This is a genomic window from Streptomyces sp. NPDC014995 (genome assembly GCF_043080745.1).
Lineage (GTDB): Bacteria > Actinomycetota > Actinomycetes > Streptomycetales > Streptomycetaceae > Streptomyces.
This window is the reverse complement of sequence record NZ_JBIBVX010000019.1, coordinates 112,664-131,825: the sequence shown is the minus strand read 5'-3', so window position 1 is coordinate 131,825 and position 19,162 is coordinate 112,664. Positions and strand designations below refer to the sequence as shown.

The window sequence follows — 19,162 nt, the reverse complement described above, 5'->3', positions numbered from 1 at the left end:
CTCCCGCGTCTCCTGGCGGTGGAGCCTGTGGCGGACGACGAGTTCGACGGTCAGGGCCACGGACAGGGTCGCCACGGCCAGGCGCGATGAGGACGAAGACCTGGACGGCGCCGGCGAGTACCGGGAGGCGCCGGCCAGGAGCATGCCGACGAAGGCGCCCGGCAGCGTGACCGGACCGACGGTGCGGGGCTGGTCGAGGGCGGGCAGCAGGGCGTCGGACGCGGCGCCGCGGGCGACTTCGAGGCGGGCGTCGCGTTCGAGGAGGCCGGGTGCCGGACCGGCCTCGACCTCGCCGTGCCGCTGGGCGGCGGGAGACGGGGCGATTCGGGTCGCGGGGACGGTGCGCAGTCGACGGCGGTGGCGCGCGTCGAGGACGATCGTCGTCGTGCGGTCCCGGGAGATCCGCACGACGGCGCTGCCGGGTCGGCCCCGGGACCGTACCGGGACCGACCCGCCAGGGGCGGCGCCGCCTCGCGGTGCCCGACGCTCCGGTGCCGCACGGCGGTACGCGGTCGGAGTGGGCGACCGTGAGGTGGAAAAACATCAGCGACACCGAGCGGGCCCGCACACTCCTCGGCGCCCCGTACGGCGCGTCCGGGGTCCGGGGCGGAGCGTCGACGGAGCACCGCCGTCGCGCGGAGACGGGAAGGCCCGCACGACGGCGGTGCCGGCCGGCCCTCGGGACCGCGGTGGGACCGGCGTGTCAGGGGCGGTTGGTCAGATAGCCGCCCATGGAGGTGAAGTACTCGGTCGCGGGCAGCTCCCGGCCGTCGTCGGTCCGTACGCGTGTGATGGCCAGGCCGTGGTTGCGGCCCGTGCGGGCGTCGGCTCCGGCGACGATGACCACCCCGTCGCCCTCCCGGTAGAAGATGCGGCCGGGCGTACCGCCGTAGCGGCCCTGGGACACGAACGCGGAGAGGATCTCCAGCCGCGCCCCCCTGTGGAAGGTGAAGGCGCTGGGGTACGGCTCGGACTGGGCGCGGATGAGGCGCTCCAGGTCCTCCGCCGGCCAGCTCCAGTCGATGCGGCTGTCCTCGATGGACCGCTTGTGGAAGAAGCTCGCCCGGGTCCGGTCCTGCCGGGTGAAGTCGGTGCGGCCGGAGGCGATGAGGTCGAGCGCGCCGATGGTGACCGGGGCGATGAGGTCGACGGTCTTGTGGAACAGGTCGGTGGCGGTGTCGGTGGGTCCGACCGCCACGGCCTCCTGGCGCACGATGTCGCCGGCGTCGAGCTCGTCGTTCATCATGTGCGCGGTGACGCCCACTTCGGGCTCGCCGTTGATCAGGGCCCAGATCAGCGGGGAGAAGCCGGCGTACTTCGGCAGCAGCGAGTCGTGCACGTTCAGCGTGCCGTGGCGCGGGAGATCGAAGATGCGCGGAGGGATCCACGTCCGCCAGTTGTTGGCCACGATGATGTCCGGGTCGGCCTCCTTCAGCCGCTCGAACAGCTCCTCGTCGTCAGGGCGGTTGCGGATCAGCACGGGCACGCCGTGCTCCTCGGCGAGGTCGGCGACCGAGTCGCTCCAGATCTTCTCGTAGGCGTGCTCGCTCTTGGGGTGCGTCACGACCAGCACCACGTCGTGTTCGGAGTCCAGGAGGGCTTGGAGGGTGCGGTGCCCCCAGGTCTGATAGCCGAACATGACGACCCGCATGGGGTTCCTCCTCGGGGCAGGGAGACTGGTCGGCGACAGTAAAGCAAGCCTTACCTAAGTGCGCAACGGCGCCTACTGGGGCGCACGTTGAGATTAATGCGCCCCCTGGGTGTCCGTTTTGCCCTATCGACAGTTTCACAGCATCAGCTTAGCCTTACCTAAGTTTTGGGCAGCTGTTCCCTTGGTGTGCCCACTTCCCGTACGTCCCCATGCTTGACAGACGGCTGTCCCACAGGACAGCCGCCCCGCACGATGGGAGTGACATGGCACAGGCTCTTCCCGGCGACGCACCACCGGTTCACGACCTCATAGGCGTCGGCTTCGGGCCGTCCAACGTGGCCATGGCGCTCGCGCTCAGCGAGCACAACGCAGGTGTCGGCAGACAGGAAGCGGTCACCGCTCACTTCTTCGAGCAGCAGCCGCGCTTCGGCTGGCACCGCGGCATGCTGATCGACGACGCGACCATGCAAGTGTCCTTCCTCAAGGACCTGGTGACGCTTCGTAACCCGGCCAGCGAGTTCAGCTTCCTCTGCTACCTGAAGAGCAAGGGACGGCTGATCGACTTCATCAACCACAAGAACCTCTTCCCGCTGCGGGTGGAGTTCCACGACTACTTCGAGTGGGCCGCGGCCAAGGTCGACGACATGGTCTCCTACGGCCACGAGGTCGTCGGCGTCACGCCCGTCGTCCGCGACGGAGCCGTCGAGTACCTGGACGTGACGGTCCGCTCGGGCGAGGGACTCGTGGTCCACCGCGCCCGCAACCTCGTCATCGGCACCGGTCTGCGGCCCCTCATGCCCGACGGCGTCGAGCGCACCGACCGCGTCTGGCACAACTCCGAACTCCTGCGCAAAGTCGAGGAATTGGAGGGCACCGCGCCCTCCCGGTTCATCGTCGTGGGCGCCGGGCAGAGCGCCGCCGAGAACGTCGCCTACCTGCACCGCCGCTTCCCCCGGGCCGAGATCTGCGCCGTCTTCTCCCGGTACGGCTACAGCCCCGCCGACGACAGCAGCTTCGCCAACCGGATCTTCGACCCCACGGCGGTCGACGAGTTCTTCACCGCGCCGGAGAACGTGAAACGCAGGCTGATGGACTACCACGGCAACACCAACTACTCCGTGGTGGACATCGACCTGATCGACGACCTCTACCGGCAGATGTACCAGGAGAAGGTCCTCGGCACCGAGCGCCTGCGCTTCCTCAACGTCTCCCGACTCACCGGCGTCAAGGAGACACCGGACAAGGTGTGCGCCACCGTCGCGTCCCTCGTCACGGGCGAGGAGAACTTCCTGGACGCCGATGTCGTGGTCTTCGCCACCGGCTACAGCCCCGCCGACCCCCTCGGCCTCCTCGGAGAGGTCGCGGACCGCTGCCACCGCGACGAGGAGGGACGCGTCCGCGTCGAGCGCGACTACCGCGTCACGACCGACCCCGACCTGCGCTGCGGCATCTACCTCCAGGGCGGCACGGAACACACGCACGGCATCACGTCGTCCCTGCTGTCCAACACCGCGATCAGGGTCGGCGAGATCCTGGAGTCGATCCTCGACCGGGGCCTCGCATTCGCCGACGGCGAGCCGCGATCGGTCACCGACGGGATCGGGACCGCCCGCTAGGCCCCACAGGTCCAGCCCCCCACACCTCTATGTGCCTGCCCGTGGCACCCGTGCGACCGGCAGGCACCGCAGCACTGTGACACCCCGTGAAAGGAAACACACGTGTCCACTGGTACACGACCCGTGCTGGCGCGGTTCGCCAGATACGTCCCCAGGGCGGCCGTGGCCGCCGTCGCCGCGCTGACCCTGACCGCCTGTGGGGGCGGGACCGACAACACCGCGTCGGAGTCCGGGACGTCCGCGTCGGCCGGCGCGGGCGCCGAGTCCGCGGCGTTCCCGGTCACGGTCGAGCACAAGTACGGCAGCACGACCATCGAGAAGGAACCGAAGCGGGTCGTCACGCTCGGCCTGTCGGACCAGGACGCCGTGCTGGCCCTCGGCATCAAGCCGGTCGGGGCCGTGGACTGGTTCAAGGAGCAGCCGTACGGCAAGTGGCCGTGGACCAAGGACAAGTGGGGCTCCGACGCACCCGAGATCGTCGGTGAGCGCGACGAGTACAACATGGAGAAGATCGCGGCGCTGAAGCCGGACCTGGTCATCGCCGAGTACTCGGGCATGAAGAAGGAGCAGTACGACACGCTCTCCAAGTTCACCAAGGTCGTCGCCCAGCCCAAGGACTACGCCGACTACGCGGCGCCCTGGCAGGTGATGACCCGCCAGATCGGCAAGGCGCTCGGCAAGGAGACCGAGACCGAGAAGCTGATCACGGACATCGACGCGCAGTTCAAGGCGGCCCGTGAGGCGCACCCGGAATGGGCCGCGCTGACCCTGGCCGTGGCCGACAGCTTCGAGGCCGGCAAGTACTCGGCGTTCACCAAGACCGACCCCAAGGCGATCTTCTTCAGCGAACTCGGCTTCAAGCTGAAGCCCGAGATCGACACGCTGGCCAAGCCGGGCTGGAACGTCGCCGAACTCAGCGCCGAGAAGCTGAACGTGCTCGACGTCGACCGCCTCGTCTGGGTCACCTCCAGCACCGAGGCCAACGACCGGATCAAGGCCGAGCCGCTGTACAAGAAGCTGAAGGTCCACACGGAGAAGCGCGACCTGTTCGTGCCCTACCAGGACCCGGACATCGGCGCGGCGTTCTCCTTCAACACGGTCCTGTCGATTCCCTACGCGATCGAAGAGATCGAGCCGCTGCTGACGGCCATCAAGTGACAGCGGCCATCGAGTGACAGCGGCCATCGAGTGACAACGGTCCTCCAGCGGGGTGACCGCGCACCGCTGACGACCGTCCGGCGACGGGCGGTGGGTCGGCGGTGCGCGTCGCCGGCCCGTCCGCCCGTGCGGCGGACGGGGCGGCGAGGTGCCTCCGCAGCCTCACTGTCGTACGACTCCCCACTGACGCACCACAGGGAAGGGCCCTCCGAAGATGTGTGACGCCGAGTCGGACCTGACCCCCGCTGCCGGTACAGCCGTCACCGGCGGCCAATCCGGCATCTGGCTTGCCCAGCAGATCGAGCCGGACAGCACGGCCTACAACATCTCCTTCGTCCTGGAACTGCGTGGCGAGGTGGACCACGCGCGCCTGTCCGCCGCCGTACGGCAGGCCGTCGGGGAGGCCGAGGCCCTGCACGTGCGTGTCACGGCCGAGGGCAACGTCCCGCGGCAGACCGTCGAGCGCCTTCCCGTCGACGTCCGCGTCGTCGATCTCCGAGGGGAACCGGAGCCCGAGCGGGCGGCCGACGCCTGGCAGGCGGCCGAACGCGACCGGCCCGTCGACCTCACGACCGGCCCGCTGTTCGCCCAGGCCGTGCTGCGGCTCGCGGACGACCGTGTGCGGTGGTACCAGCGCTACCACCACATCGTCGTCGACGGCATGGGCGTCGCGCTCCTCACCCGCCGGGCCGGCGAGATCTACACCGCCGGTGAACAGGCGTCCGCCGCCGCGGACTGGGCGCTGTCCGGCCTGGTCGCCGCCGACGAGGCGTACCGCGGCTCCGAGCGGCGGGGAGTGGACCGCGCCTACTGGCTGGACCGCATGGCCGGGCGTCCGGAACCCGTACGCCTCGTCGAGCGCGGCCCCGCGCTGATGACGCGGCGCCTGAGGCGCAGTGCGGAACTGTCCCCGCGGGACACCGCGCGACTGGGTGCCGCCGCCCGGAAGGCGGGCGTCAGGGTCTCCCGGCTGCTGCTCGCCGCCGTCGCCGCCTACCTGCACCGGGTCAGCGGCGAGCGGGACCTCGTCCTCGGCCTGCCGGTCGCCGCCCGTCCGGACGCCGTGTCGGCGGCCGTGCCCGGCATGGTGTCCAACGTCGTTCCGCTGCGGGTGTCGGTCCGCCCCGGCACGACCGGGGCCGACCTGGTGGCCGACGTGGCACGCGCGGTCACCGAGGCGGTCGAGCACGGGCGGTACCGCGCCGAGGACCTGGCCAGGGACCTCGGCCTGGCCGACGGTGTGGCGGAGCTGGTCGGCCCGACGGTCAACATCCTGCCCCGCACCGGGGACCTGCGCTTCGGGGACCTCGCCACGGAACTCCACCCGGCATGGCTCGGCCCGGTCAGCGACCTGGCCTTCAGCTTCGCCGACTCCGAGGCGGGCCGGGGCGTCCGCCTCCACCTCGACGTGGACGCGGACGTCTGCGACGAACAGACGCTGAGCGACCACGAGCACCGCTTCCTCCGACTGCTGCACTCCCTCGCCGAGGACCTCGACCGCCCCGTCGGCCGCATCGAACTCACCTCCGGCGCCGAACGCGCCGAGCTGCTCGACACGTTCGGGGTGTCACCGCGCGAGGTGCCCGAACTGTCCTGGCCCGCCGCGTTCGAGCGGCAGGCGGGCCGCTCGCCCGACGCCGTCGCGCTGGCGTACGAGGACCGGGAGCTGACGTACGCCCAACTCGACACGTCCGCGAACCGGCTCGCCCGCCTGCTGGTTGCCCGGGGGGTGGGCGCCGAGGACGTGGTCGCCGTGGCCCTGCCCCGCTCGCCCGAACTCGTCGTCGCCCTGCTCGCGGTGATGAAGACCGGGGCCGCGTATCTGCCCCTGGACGCCGACCACCCCCAGGACCGGATCGCCTACATGCTGTCCGACTCCGGGGCGCGGACCGTCGTCACCGTGGGCGAACTCGCCGGCGACCTCCCCGAGGCGCCCGGCGTCACCCGGGTGCTGCTCGACGACCCCGCCACGGTGGACGAGTGCGCCCTGCTCGACGGAGCGGACCTCGGCCTGCCGATCGCCCTGGACCAGGCCGCGTACGTCATCTACACCTCCGGCTCCACCGGCCGCCCCAAGGGCGTCGTCGTCACCCACGACGGCGTCGGCAGCCTGATCGCGACGGCCACCGACCGGATCGGCGTCGACGCCACCAGCCGCGTCGTGCAGTTCGCGTCCGTCGGCTTCGACGTGACGGTGTGGGACCTCGTCATGTCGCTGTGCGTCGGCGGCCGGATCATCGTCGTCCCCACCGAGCGCCGGGTCGCCGGACCCGCCCTGACCGAGTACATCGCGCACCACCGCGCCACCCACATGATCCTGCCGCCGTCGCTCGTCTCGGCCCTGCCGCAGGACTGCGAACTCCCCGACGGCGCCGTCCTCGTGGTCGGCACCGAGGCGGTGCCGGGTGAACTCATCGCCCGCTGGGCGGGGCGGCTGAGGGTCGTCGTCGCCTACGGCCTCACCGAGGCGACCGTCAACTCCACGCTGTGGCTCGCGGATCCCGGCCGGCCCGGGCCCGCGCCGATCGGCCGGCCCGACCCCAACACCCGGGCCTATGTGCTCGACGCGGCCCTGCGCCCCGTACCCGTGGGCACGGAGGGCGAGCTGTACGTGGCCGGGCGCGGCCTGGCCCGCGGTTACCTGGGCCGGGCCGGGCTGACCGCCGAGCGGTTCGTCGCCGACCCGTTCGGCGCGCCGGGCGACCGGATGTACCGCACCGGCGACCGGGTCCGCTGGGCCGCGGACGGCAACCTGGAGTTCCTGGGCCGCGCGGACGGACAGATCAAGATCCGCGGCCACCGCATCGAGCCCGGCGAGGTCGAGAGCGCCTTCATGGCCTGCCCCGGCATCGCCCAGGCCGCCGTCCTCGTCCGCGACGACCACCGGGGCGTCAAGCGCCTGGTCGCCTACCTCGTCCCGGAACCCGGCGGCGCGGACACCGACGCCGTGGTGGCCGCGGCACGGGCTCACGTGGCGGAGGCGCTGCCCGACTTCATGGTGCCGTCCGCCGCCGTCGTCCTCGACGGACCCCTTCCGCTGACACCCAACGGAAAGCTGGACAGCCGCGCCCTGCCCGAGCCCCGGTGGACGGCGATGAGCGGATCCGACACCCCGGGCACCCCCGCCGAGACCGTGCTCGCCGCCCTGTTCGCGGAGGTCCTCGGACTGCCGTCGGCCGGTGTCCACGACAGCTTCTTCGAACTGGGCGGCGACAGCATCGTCGCGATCCAGCTCGTCAACCGCGCCCGCGCGGCCGGACTGGCGATCACCCCGCGTGACGTGTTCCGGCAGCGCACCGTGGCGGCGCTCGCCCGCACCGCCCACCAGGCCGCGCCCAGTACGGCCCCGGCGGCACCGGTGCGCCTCGACGAGGATGCCCTGCCGGTCTCCCCGCTCCAGGAAGGCTTCTACTTCCACGCGCGGTTCGACGGGCAGGCCGCCGACCTGTACCTGGTCCAGGAACTCCTCGACCTCGCGGGCCCGGTCGACCCCGACCGGCTGCGCCGGACACTGCAACTGCTGCTGGACAGGCACCCGTTGCTGCGCGCCTCGTTCCGTCAACTGCCCGGCGGTGAGGTCGTCCAGCGGCTCGCGGAGCGCGTGACCCTGCCCTGGCGGACGGCCGACACCGCCGAGACCGGACTGGACGACCTGCTCGCGGCGGACCGGGCCGAGCGGTTCGACCTCGCCCGCCCGCCCCTGATGCGGGCCACCCTGATCCGGGACGGGCGGCGCCACCGGCTCCTGCTCACCCTGCACCACGTCATCGCCGACGGCTGGTCGGTCTCCGTCCTGCTCCGCGAACTCCTCGCCGCCCACCGGGACGAGGAACTGCCGGAACCGATCGCCCCGCAGCCGTACCTGGCCTGGCTGGCCGCCAGAGACCGCGACGCCGCGCGCGACGCGTGGCGCGACGCCCTGTCCGGCCTGGAGGGGCCGACCCGGCTGCCCGAAACCCTCCTCGTGGCGGGCGACGAGAAGACGGGCGCCCGCCCGGAGCACGTCGACACCCTGCTGCCCGAGCGGCTCACCGCCGACCTGACCGCCCGCGCCCGCACCCACGGCCTCACCCTGAGCACCGTCGTCCACGGCCTGTGGGGTCTGCTGATCGGCGGGCTGACCGGCAGCGAGGACGTCGTGTTCGGCACCACGGTGTCCGGACGCACGACCGAGGTCGACGGACTGGACACCGCCGTGGGCCTGTTCATCAACACGATCCCGGCCCGCGTACGGCTGCGGCCCGACGAGTCGCTCATCGAGCTGCTGCGGCGCGTCCAGGACGAACACGCGGCACTCCTCGACCACCAGCACCTCGGTCTCGCCGACATCCAGCGGGCCGCCGGGGGCGGCGAACTCTTCGACACCCTCGTCGTGTTCGAGAACCAGCCGGGCACCGACCTGACGGCCGGCCGGGACCCCGGGTCACTGCGCATCACCGGCACCCAGGTGTTCGACGCGGTGCACTACCCGCTCGCGCTCGTCGTCGAACCGGAGGACGGCCGGCTGCGGCTGCGGTTCAAGCACGACGCGGCGCGGCTCGGCCGGCTCACGGTGGCCGTACTGGCGAACCGGTTCGCGGCGCTGCTGGAGACGCTGGTGTCCGCCCCCGGCCGCCCGGTCGCCCGGACCGGCCTGCTGTCCCACCGGGAACAGCGACGTCTCGCCGGACTCAACGCCACCGCCCACCCGGTCCCCGACGCCACCCTCGCCTCGCTCTTCGCCGCGCAGGCGGCACGGACCCCGCAGGCCACCGCGGTCGTCCACGAGGACACCACACTGACCTACGCGGAACTCGACCGCCGGGCCGAGGCGCTGGCCCGCCGGCTCCGGGCGCGCGGCGCGGGCCCGGAGCGGTTCGTCGCGGTCGCCGTACCGCGCTCGGCGGAGCTGATGGTCGCCCTGCTGGGCGTCCTCAAGGCGGGCGCCGCCTATCTGCCCGTCGACCTCGACTACCCGGCCGACCGGGTCGCGTTCATGCTCGGCGACTCGGGAGCGCGGACCGTCGTGACCACCGCCGAGGCGGCCGGTCGCCTGCCCGACGTGCCGGGCCTCGATCACCTGCTCGCCGAGCACGACGAGGACGTCCCGGACACGCCGGGGGAACCGGCCGGTCCCGACCACCCCGCCTACCTGATCTACACCTCCGGCTCCACCGGCCGCCCCAAGGGCGTCGTGGTCACGCACCGAGCGATCGTCAACCGCCTCGCCTGGATGCAGGGGGAGTACGGGCTCGCCGCCGACGACCGGGTCCTGCAGAAGACACCGTCGAGCTTCGACGTGTCGGTGTGGGAGTTCTTCTGGCCCCTGGTGGAGGGCGCGGCCGTCGTCCTGGCCCGCCCCGACGGCCACCGCGACCCCGCCTACCTGGCCGAGCTGATCCACACGCGGCGGATCACCACGGCGCACTTCGTGCCGTCGATGCTGGCTGCCTTCATCCAGGTCATGGAGACCCCGGTGACCGCACCGGACTGGGCGGCGAGCCTGCGCCGGGTCTTCTGCAGCGGCGAGGCCCTCAGCGGCGCCGACGCCCGGCGCTGGCGGGACCTGACGTCCCGCTCCGGGCGCGGGCCGGTGCCCCTGCACAACCTCTACGGGCCCACCGAGGCGGCCGTGGACGTGACGTACTTCCCGTACGCGGGCGGCGACGAACTCGCCGTACCCATCGGCCGGCCCGTGTGGAACACCCGGCTGTACGTGCTCGACACCTTCCTGCGCCCCGTCCCCGACGGCGTCCCCGGCGAGCTCTACCTCGCCGGCGTCCAGCTGGCGCGCGCCTACCACGACCGGCCGGGCCTGACCGCCGGGCGGTTCGTCGCCGACCCGTTCGGCGCGCCGGGCGACCGCATGTACCGCACCGGCGACCTGGTCCGGCGCCGCGCCGACGGGGCCGTCGAGTACCTCGGGCGCACCGACCGCCAGGTCAAGATCCGCGGCAACCGCGTCGAGCTGGGCGAGATCGAGGCGGCCCTGTCGGGCCTGCCCGGGGTTGCCCGCGCGGCCGTGATCGTCCGCGACGGCGCCCTCGCCGGTTACGCCGTCCCCGCGCCCGGCGGCCGGGACCTCACCGCCGAGGCCCTGCGCGCGGCGCTCGCCGACACGCTGCCCGCGGCCATGGTGCCGTCCGCCGTCGTGCTCCTCGACGAGCTGCCGCTGACCCCGAGCGGCAAGCTCGACCAGAACGCCCTGCCCTCGCCCTCCGCCGCCCCGAGGGGCGCGGGACGCGCACCGCGCGACGAGCGGGAGCGCGCGCTGTGCGAGATCTTCACCGCCGTCCTCGGTGTGCCGGGGACCGGCACGGACGACGACTTCTTCGTCCTCGGCGGCGACAGCCTCACCTCGATCGCCGTCGCCACCCAGGCCCGGGAGAGGGGACTGACGATCAGCCCGCGTGACGTGTTCGAAGGCCGTACGCCGGCCGCGCTCGCCGAGCGCGCGGCTTCCGCCGAACAGACCCGGAGCGACCCGAAACCTGCCGCCGTGACCGTCCCGGCCCCCGACGCCGGGCAGGCCGCGGCCGCCCTCGGCGCCGTGCTGGCCCAGCAGGAGCAGTCCGGTGCGGCGGTCGACCCCGCCCTGCGGGCGCTGCTCCAGCAGCTGACCGCCGCGTCCGGCACCCCGCAGCAGGCGCCCCCCGCCCCGCTCGGCGGACTGGAACTCACACCGGAGGAGACCGGGCGCGTCGAGGCCGCCGCCGGGCTGCCGGTCGCGGACATCTGGCCGCTCTCCCCGCTCCAGGAGGGCATGTACTTCCACGCCACCTACGACACCGGCGACGCACTCGACGTCTACCTGTCCCAGGAGACCCTGGACTTCGAGCGGCGGATCGACGCCGACCGGCTGCGGGCCGCCTGCCGGACGCTGCTGGCCCGCAACACCAGCCTGCGCGCCGGATTCCTCAGCGACGGCCTGCCCCGTCCCGTGCAGTTCATCGTGGACGGCGTCGAGATCCCGCTCGTGGAGGAGGACCTGTCCGGGCTGCCCGCGGACGAGCAGCGCGCCCGGACCGACGCACTCCTCGCCGCCGACCGCCGACGGCGCTTCGACCTGTCCGCGCCGCCGCTCGCCCGCCTGCTGCTGATCCGGCTCGGCGACGGCCGGGACCGGCTCGTCGTCACCCACCACCTCATCGTGTGGGACGGCTGGTCCGCGTGGCTGTTCCTGGAGGAGCTGTTCACGCTGTACGAGCGGGCCGGCGACGCCACCGGCCTCCCCGAGCCCGGCTCCTACCGCGACTACCTGGCCTGGCTGGACCAGCAGGACACCGAAGCGGCGGTCGGGGCGTGGCGCCGGGCGCTCTCCGGCTTCGACGAGCCGACCCTGGTCGCCCCGGCCGGGCGCGACACCGGACCCGTGATCCCGGCCGACTTCGACACGGTGCTGACCCAGGAGACCAGCGACCGGCTGCGCACCGCCGTGCGGCGGCACGGGCTGACGCTGAACACCGTGCTCAACGCCACCTGGGGTCTGGTGCTCTCGGCCATGACCGGCCGGAGCGACGTCGTCTTCGGCACGGCGGTGGCCGGACGCCCCGCGGACGTGCCCGGCGTGGCCGGCATCATCGGCATGTTCCTCAACACCGTCCCGGCCCGAGTCGCCCTCACCCCGGACGAACCCCTGCTCGACCTGCTGCGCCGGACGCAGTCCGAGCGCGTCGCCGTGATGCCGTACGAGTACGTCGGCCTCGGCGCGCTCCAGCAGGAGACCGGTCACCGCCGCCTGTTCGACACCCTCTTCGTGCTGCGCTCGGCCGACGGCGAGGAGCGTGCCGCGGAGCTGAGGCAGCGGCACGGCATCACCGACGTGTCGAACGTGGACGGCACCCACTTCCCGCTCACCCTGATCGTCACGCCGGAGACCCGGCTGCGGGTCACCCTGGCGGCGAGGCCCGACCTGTTCGACGCCGAGGGCGCGACGACGATCCTCGCCCGGTTCACGGCGGTCCTGGAGCGGCTCACCGAGGTCCTGGCCGGCCCGGCCGCCGCCACGGCCCGGACCGTCGGCGTCGACCTGCTCCTGCCGGGCGAGCAGGCCGCCCTGGCCGCCGCCCGGGAGACCACCCGCGACCCGGTGCCGGACGACACCATCGCCGACCTGCTCGCCGCCCAGGTCGCCCGAACCCCGGACGCGGTCGCGCTGGTCTTCGGTGAACGCGCCCTCACCTACGCCGAGTTGGACGCGCACGTCAACCGGCTGGCCCGGCTGCTGCTCGCGCGGGGCGCGGGCCCGGAGAAGGTGGTCGCCCTCGCGCTGCCCCGGTCCATCGACATGGTCGCCGCGCTGTTCGCCGTCCTGCGCACCGGAGCCGCGTACCTGCCGCTGGACCTGGACCACCCGGCCGACCGGCTGCGCCTGATGGTCGAGGACACCGGCCCGCTGTGCCTGGTGTCCACCACCGCCGTCGCCCCCACGCTGCACGGCGACACGGGCCCCGCCGCGCCCGAACTCCTCCTGGACGACGAGGCCGTGACCGCCGAACTCGCCGCCCTCCCGGACGGCGAGATCACGGACGCCGAGCGCCCCGCGTTCGCGCACGGCGTGCCCGGCCGCCTGGAGCACCCGGCGTACGTCATCTACACCTCCGGGTCGACCGGCCGCCCCAAGGGCGTCGTCACCCCGTACCGGGGCCTGACGAACATGCAGCTCAACCACCAGAAGGAGATCTTCGACCCGGCCATCGCCTCGGCCGGCGGGCGGCGGCTGCGCATCGCGCACACCGTCTCCTTCGCCTTCGACATGTCCTGGGAGGAGCTGCTCTGGCTCGTCGAGGGCCATGAGGTGCACGTGTGCGACGAGGACCTGCGGCGCGACGCCGAGGCCCTGGTGGCCTACTGCGACCGGCACCGCGTCGACGTCGTCAACGTGACCCCGACCTACGCCCAACTGCTCATCGAGGAAGGCCTGCTGGACCGGGACGAGGCGGCCGGGAAGCACCGGCCCGCCCTGGTCCTGCTCGGCGGCGAAGCGGTGTCCGACGCGGTGTGGAGCAGGCTGCGCGACACGGAGGGCGTCTACGGCTACAACCTGTACGGGCCCACCGAGTACACGATCAACACCCTCGGCGGCTCCACCACCGACAGCGCCACTCCCACCGTCGGCCTGCCCATCCGCAACACCCGCGCCCACGTGCTCGACACGATGCTGCGGCCCGTCCCGCCCGGCTGCCCGGGCGAGCTGTACATCGCCGGCACCGGCCTGGCCCGCGGCTATCACGACCGGCCCGGCCTGACCGCCGAGCGGTTCGTCGCCGACCCGTTCGGCGAGCCCGGCGAGCGCATGTACCGCACCGGTGACCTCGTCCGGCAACGCCCCGACGGCCTGCTGGACTTCCTCGGCCGCACCGACGACCAGGTGAAGATCCGCGGCTACCGCGTCGAACTCGGCGAGATCTCCACGGCCCTGACCGCGCATCCGCGGGTCGCGCACGCGGCGGTCGTCGTGGCCGGGACCGCCGGGACCAAGCGCCTGGTGGGCTACGTCGTACCCGAGGACGGCACCGAGGCGGGGGAGGACCTGCTCCAGCGGCTGCGCGACCACCTGAAGGCCGCCCTGCCGGACTACATGGTCCCCGCCGCACTGGTCCCCGTCACGACGCTGCCGCTGACCGTCAACGGCAAGCTCGACGTCAAGGCGCTGCCCGCCCCGGACTTCGGCGGCACGGGCACCAGTCGCCCGCCGCGCACGGCGCGGGAGGAGACGCTCTGCGCGCTCTTCGCCGAGGTGCTCGCACTGCCCGAGGGCAGCGTCGGCATCGACAGCGACTTCTTCGACCTCGGCGGCCACTCCCTGCTGGCCACCCGTCTGATCAGCCGCGCCCGCACCGCGCTCGACGCCGAACTGGCGATCCGCGACCTGTTCGAGGCGCCCACCGTCGCCGAACTGGTCGAGCGCGCGGCCCCCTCGGACACCGCCTCCCGCCCGGCACTGACGGCCGGAGAACGGCCCGGCGAACTGCCGCTGTCCCACGCCCAGCAGCGCCTGTGGGTCATCCAGCAGATCGAGTGCACGTCGGCCGCGTACAACTTCCCGTTGGTGATACGGCTGCGCGGCCCCCTCGACGCGGACGCGTGGCGTGCGGCGCTGACCGATGTGACGGCCCGTCACGAGGCGCTGCGCACGGTCTTCGCCGAGCGCGACGGCCAGGTGTTCCAACGCGTCCTGCCCGCCGAAGAGGCCCGCCCGCCGGTGGAGCACCTGACCGCCACCGAGGACGAGGTGCCCGGCATCGTGGACCGGGCGGTCAACCGCCCGTTCGACCTGGCCGCAGAACTGCCCCTGCGGGCCACGGTCGTTCAGGTGACGCCCGAGGACCACGTCGTCGTCCTGCTGCTCCACCACATCACCACCGACGAGTGGTCGGACCGCCCCTTCCTGCGCGACCTGGCCACCGCCTACCGCGCCCGCACCCGCGGTGCGGCCCCCGCCTGGGAGCCGCTGCCCGTCCAGTACGCCGACTACGCCCTGTGGCAGCGGCGGCTGCTCGGCGACCCCGCCGACCCGGTCGGCCTGGCCGCCCGGCAACTGGAGTACTGGCGTACGGCACTGGCCGGCGCACCCGAGGAGCTGGAGCTGCCCACGGACCGGCCGCGCCCGGCCCGCCCGGCGTTCTCCGGCGCCGAACTGGACATCGCGTTCGACGCAGAGGTCCACGAGGGGCTGAAGCGGCTCGCCCGCGAGACCGGCGCCAGCATGTTCATGGTCGTGCACGCGGCCGTCGCCACCCTGCTGCACCGCATCGGCGCCGGGACGGACATCCCCCTCGGCGCGCCCATCGCGGGCCGCGGCGACGAGGCGCTGGACGACCTGGTCGGCTTCTTCGTCAACACGCTCGTGCTGCGCACCGACCTCAGCGGCGACCCCACCTTCACCGAACTGCTGGCCCGGGTCCGCGAGACCGACCTGGCCGCGTTCTCCCACGCGGACGTGCCGTTCGAGGCGGTCGTGGAGAAGATCAACCCGACCCGGTCGCTCTCCCGCAACCCGCTGTTCCAGGTGATGGTCGGCTACCACGCCCGCACGGGCGACGGACTGCAACTGCCCGGCCTGCGGGCCGAGTACGTGCCGGCCCGGATCACCTCCGCCAAGTTCGACCTGGTGTTCAGCTTCACCGAGCACCTGGCCGCCGACGGCGACGCCGGGTCCCTCGTGTGCCGCCTGGAGTTCGCCACCGAGCTGTTCGACCGGGAGACGGCCGAGCAGCTCGGCGACCGGCTCCGCAGGCTCGTCGCCGACCTCGTCGCCGCGCCCGGACGGCCCGTCTCGCAGGCGGAGATCCTCGAAGCCGACGAGCGCAGGCTGGTCCTGGAGGGCTTCAACGCCACCGCGCGGGACGTGGACGAGGCATCCCTGCCCGCCCTGTTCGCCCAGCGGCTCGCCGAACGGCCCGACGCGGTCGCCGTGGTGGAGCGTTCCCGCTCGGTGACGTACGCCCAGCTCGACGCCCGCTCCGACCGCATCGCCCGCCTGCTCGCCGAGCGGGGCGTCGGGACCGAGAGCGTGGTCGGCGTGGCCGTGCCCCGCTCGGTCGACATGGTCGCCACCGTGCTCGCCGCGCTGAAGCTCGGCGCCGCGTTCCTGCCGCTCGACCTGGCCCATCCGGCCGACCGCCTCGCATACATGATCGAGGACTCGGACGCCGCGCTGGTCGTCGGCACCGAGCCCGTGGCCGGGAAGATCCCCGACGTGGCGGGCGTACCCCTCGTCCTGCTGGACGCGCCCGAGACGGCGGCCCAACTCGACCGGCTGTCCGGCACGGTGGACCGCCTCCCGGTCGCGCTGGACCAGGCCGCGTACGTGATCTACACCTCCGGCTCGACCGGCCGCCCCAAGGGCGTCGTCGTCCCGCACGAGGGCATCGCCAGCCTGGTCGCCACCGCCGTCGACCGGATGGGTCTGCGAGGCGACAGCAGCGTCCTCCAGTTCGCCTCGATCGGCTTCGACGTGTTCGTCTTCGAACTGTCGATGGCGCTGTGCCACGGCGGCCGGCTCGTCCTCGTCGCCGACGAGGCACGTGTCGCCGGTCCGGCGCTCACCGACTTCCTCGCCGACCACCGGATCACCCACATGATCCTGCCCCCGTCCCTCGTCTCCGCCCTGCCGCCCGGCTGCGAACTGCCCGAGGGCTCGACGGTCCTGGTCGGCACCGAGACCGTGCCCCCGGACCTGTTCGAACGCTTCGGCGCCACAGCCCACCTGATCTGCGCGTACGGGCTCACCGAGGCGACCGTCAACTCCACGCTGTGGCCCGCCCGGGAGCACGGCGGGCGGCCCGTCGGCCGGGTGCCCATCGGGCGGCCCGACCCCAACACCCGCTGCTACGTCCTGGACGACAGGCTGCGCCCGGTACCGCCGGGGGTGGCGGGGGAGCTGTACGTCTCCGGACGCGGCCTGGCGCGCGGCTACCTCGGCAAGGCCGCGCTGACCGCCGAGCGGTTCGTCGCGGACCCGTACGGCCCGCCCGGCAGCCGGATGTACCGCACCGGCGACCGCGCCCGCTGGCGGGCGGACGGCAACCTCGACTTCCTCGGCCGCGTCGACACCCAGGTCAAGGTGCGCGGCTTCCGGATCGAGCTGGGCGAGACGGAGGCGGCGCTCGCCGGGCACCCGTCGGTCGCCCAGGCCGCCGTGGTACCGGACCGCGACGGCGACATCGTCCGCCTCGTCGGCTACGCCGTCCCCGAGGCCGGGGACGAGGTCGACCCCCAGGAGCTGCGCGCCCATGTCGCCGCTCTGCTGCCCGAGTACATGGTCCCGGCCCTCGTCATCCCGCTGGACGGACCGCTGCCGCTGACCCCCAACGGCAAGCTCGACCGCAAGGCGCTGCCGGCCCCGGACTGGTCGGCGATGACCGGCGACGCCCGCCCGGCCACCGAGACGCAGGCCCGGCTCGCCGCACTGTTCTGCGAGATCCTCAAGCTGGACAGTGTCGGCGTACACGACAACTTCTTCGCGCTCGGCGGCCACTCCATGGCCGCGATGCGCCTTCTCGGCCGCATCCGCGCCGAGTTCGGAGCCGAACTGAGCATCCGGGACGTCTTCGACGCGCTCACCGTCGTCGGCATCGCGGCCAAGCTCGACGGGGCGTCGGCCGCCCGGCCCGCGCTGCGCCCGGCCGGCGGAGACGGCGCGGAGGACGCCCCGCGGCACCTCGCACCGGTCCAGCGGTGGCAGTGGGACGCGTACCGGCGCGGCCCCGGTTTCGACCACGCGTTGGCGCTGCGGTCGCCGGGCGGGCTGGACGCCGACGCGCTCGCGCTCGCCCTGGCCGATGTGGCGGCCCGGCACGAGCCGCTGCGCACGGCGTTCACCGAGCGGGACGGCACGGTGTACCGGCGGGTCGCCGAGCCCCCGGCCCTGGCCGTGGAGCGGTGCGCGGACCTGGACGCCCGGCTGGCCGAACTCGCGGCCCAGGCACCGGACGCGGCGCAGGAACCGCCGGTGCGGGCCCGGCTGCTCACCGGCCCGGACGGCAGCCAGGCGGTCCTGCTGACCCTGCACTACCTCACGGTGGACGAATGGTCGGTGGTGCCCCTGTTCCGCGACCTCACCACCGCGTACGCGGCCCGTACGCGGGGCCGGGCACCGGTGTGGGAGCCGCTGCCGGTGACGTACACCGACTACGCGCACTGGGCCCGTGAGGTGCTCGGCGACCTGTCCGACCCGGACAGCCGGGGCGGACAGCAGCTCGCCCACTGGCGGCGGACGCTCGAGGGCGTCCCTCGGGAGCTGGCGCTGCCCGCGGACCGGCCGCGCTCCGCCACGCCCGGCGGGCCGGGCCCGGCCGCCGGCCACGTCGGCTTCGTGCTCGACGAGGACCTGCACGCGGCCGTGGACCGGCTCGCCCGTGACACCGGCACCAGCATGTTCATGGTGCTGCACTCCGCCCTGGCGGCCCTGCTCACCGCCCACGGCGCGGGCACCGACCTGCCCATCGGCACGATGGTCGCCGGCCGCACCGACGACCAGCTCGCCGACCTGGTCGGCTGCTTCTTCAACACCGTCGTGCTCCGCACCGACACGACCGGCGACCCCACCTTCACGGAACTCCTGACCCGCGTACGGGAGACGACGCTCAGCGCCCTGGACCGGCAGGACGTCCCGTTCGACGAGGTCGTCCGCGTGACCGGTCTGCCCCCGCGGGGACCGCAGGTCATGGTGATCCACCACGAGCAGGCGGACCTCGAACGGCTGGAGGGCGGCATGGGCTCGCTCCAGGCCGTGCCGACCGGCACGACCCGCGCGGAGCTGACCCTGAGCTTCCACGAGCCGCGTGGCGACGGCCCGGTGCACTGCGCGCTGATCCACTCGACCGGCCTGCTCGGCACCGCCAAGGCACGGCGGCTCGCCGAGGAACTCGTGACGCTGCTGCGCCACGCGGCGGCGGATCCGGAGCAGCCGCTCTCGGAGTTGTCCACCGCCACGTCCACCGCAACGTCCACCACGTCCACCACGTCCACCAGGAGGGACAACGCATGACGACCAACCCGTTCGAGGACCCGCAGGGCCGCTTCCTGGTGCTGGTCAACGACGAGAACCAGCACTCCCTCTGGCCGTCCTTCGCCGAGGTTCCGGCCGGGTGGCGGACCGTCTTCGGCGAGGACACCCGCGAAGCCTGCCTCGACTACGTGGAGTCCCACTGGACCGACCTGCGCCCGGCCGGGCTCCTCGCGGAGCGGGGCTGACCGGGCGCCGGGGCGGTCACCCCGTACCCGACGTCCCCGGGTCTCCTCGGGGCCGCCG

Annotated in this window: 5 protein-coding genes and 1 pseudogene; 4 read left to right on the top strand and 2 right to left on the bottom strand. The window is 73.3% G+C overall.

Going from position 1 to position 19,162, the window contains the following annotated elements:
* Positions 1-6 precede the first annotated feature (6 nt).
* Both ACF1A1_RS32460 and ACF1A1_RS32455 read right to left on the bottom strand, forming a co-directional pair.
* Positions 7-342, bottom strand: a pseudogene (locus ACF1A1_RS32460) (ABC transporter permease); the annotation flags it as partial.
* A 361-nt stretch (positions 343-703) separates the two neighbouring features.
* Positions 704-1,651, bottom strand: a complete 948-nt coding sequence (locus tag ACF1A1_RS32455; protein ID WP_392004614.1) for a methionyl-tRNA formyltransferase — start codon at positions 1,649-1,651, stop codon at positions 704-706.
* A 263-nt stretch (positions 1,652-1,914) separates the two neighbouring features.
* Here ACF1A1_RS32455 and ACF1A1_RS32450 point away from each other — a divergent pair, with 263 nt between their 5' ends.
* The 4 genes from ACF1A1_RS32450 to ACF1A1_RS32435 all read left to right on the top strand — a co-directional run bounded on the left by ACF1A1_RS32450 (position 1,915) and on the right by ACF1A1_RS32435 (position 19,104).
* A complete protein-coding gene (locus tag ACF1A1_RS32450; RefSeq protein ID WP_392004612.1) occupies positions 1,915-3,267 on the top strand; it encodes a lysine N(6)-hydroxylase/L-ornithine N(5)-oxygenase family protein in 1,353 nt (450 codons plus the stop codon).
* A 102-nt stretch (positions 3,268-3,369) separates the two neighbouring features.
* Positions 3,370-4,425, top strand: coding sequence for an iron-siderophore ABC transporter substrate-binding protein (locus tag ACF1A1_RS32445; protein ID WP_392004610.1), 1,056 nt, complete (start codon positions 3,370-3,372; stop codon positions 4,423-4,425).
* A 214-nt stretch (positions 4,426-4,639) separates the two neighbouring features.
* A complete protein-coding gene (locus ACF1A1_RS32440) occupies positions 4,640-18,898 on the top strand; it encodes an amino acid adenylation domain-containing protein (protein ID WP_392004608.1) in 14,259 nt (4,752 codons plus the stop codon).
* Positions 18,895-19,104 (top strand): MbtH family protein, encoded by a 210-nt coding sequence (locus tag ACF1A1_RS32435; protein WP_392004606.1) that lies wholly within the window; start codon positions 18,895-18,897, stop codon positions 19,102-19,104. Before ACF1A1_RS32440 ends, ACF1A1_RS32435 begins: the two co-directional genes overlap by 4 nt.
* The last annotated feature ends 58 nt before the right edge of the window (positions 19,105-19,162 follow it).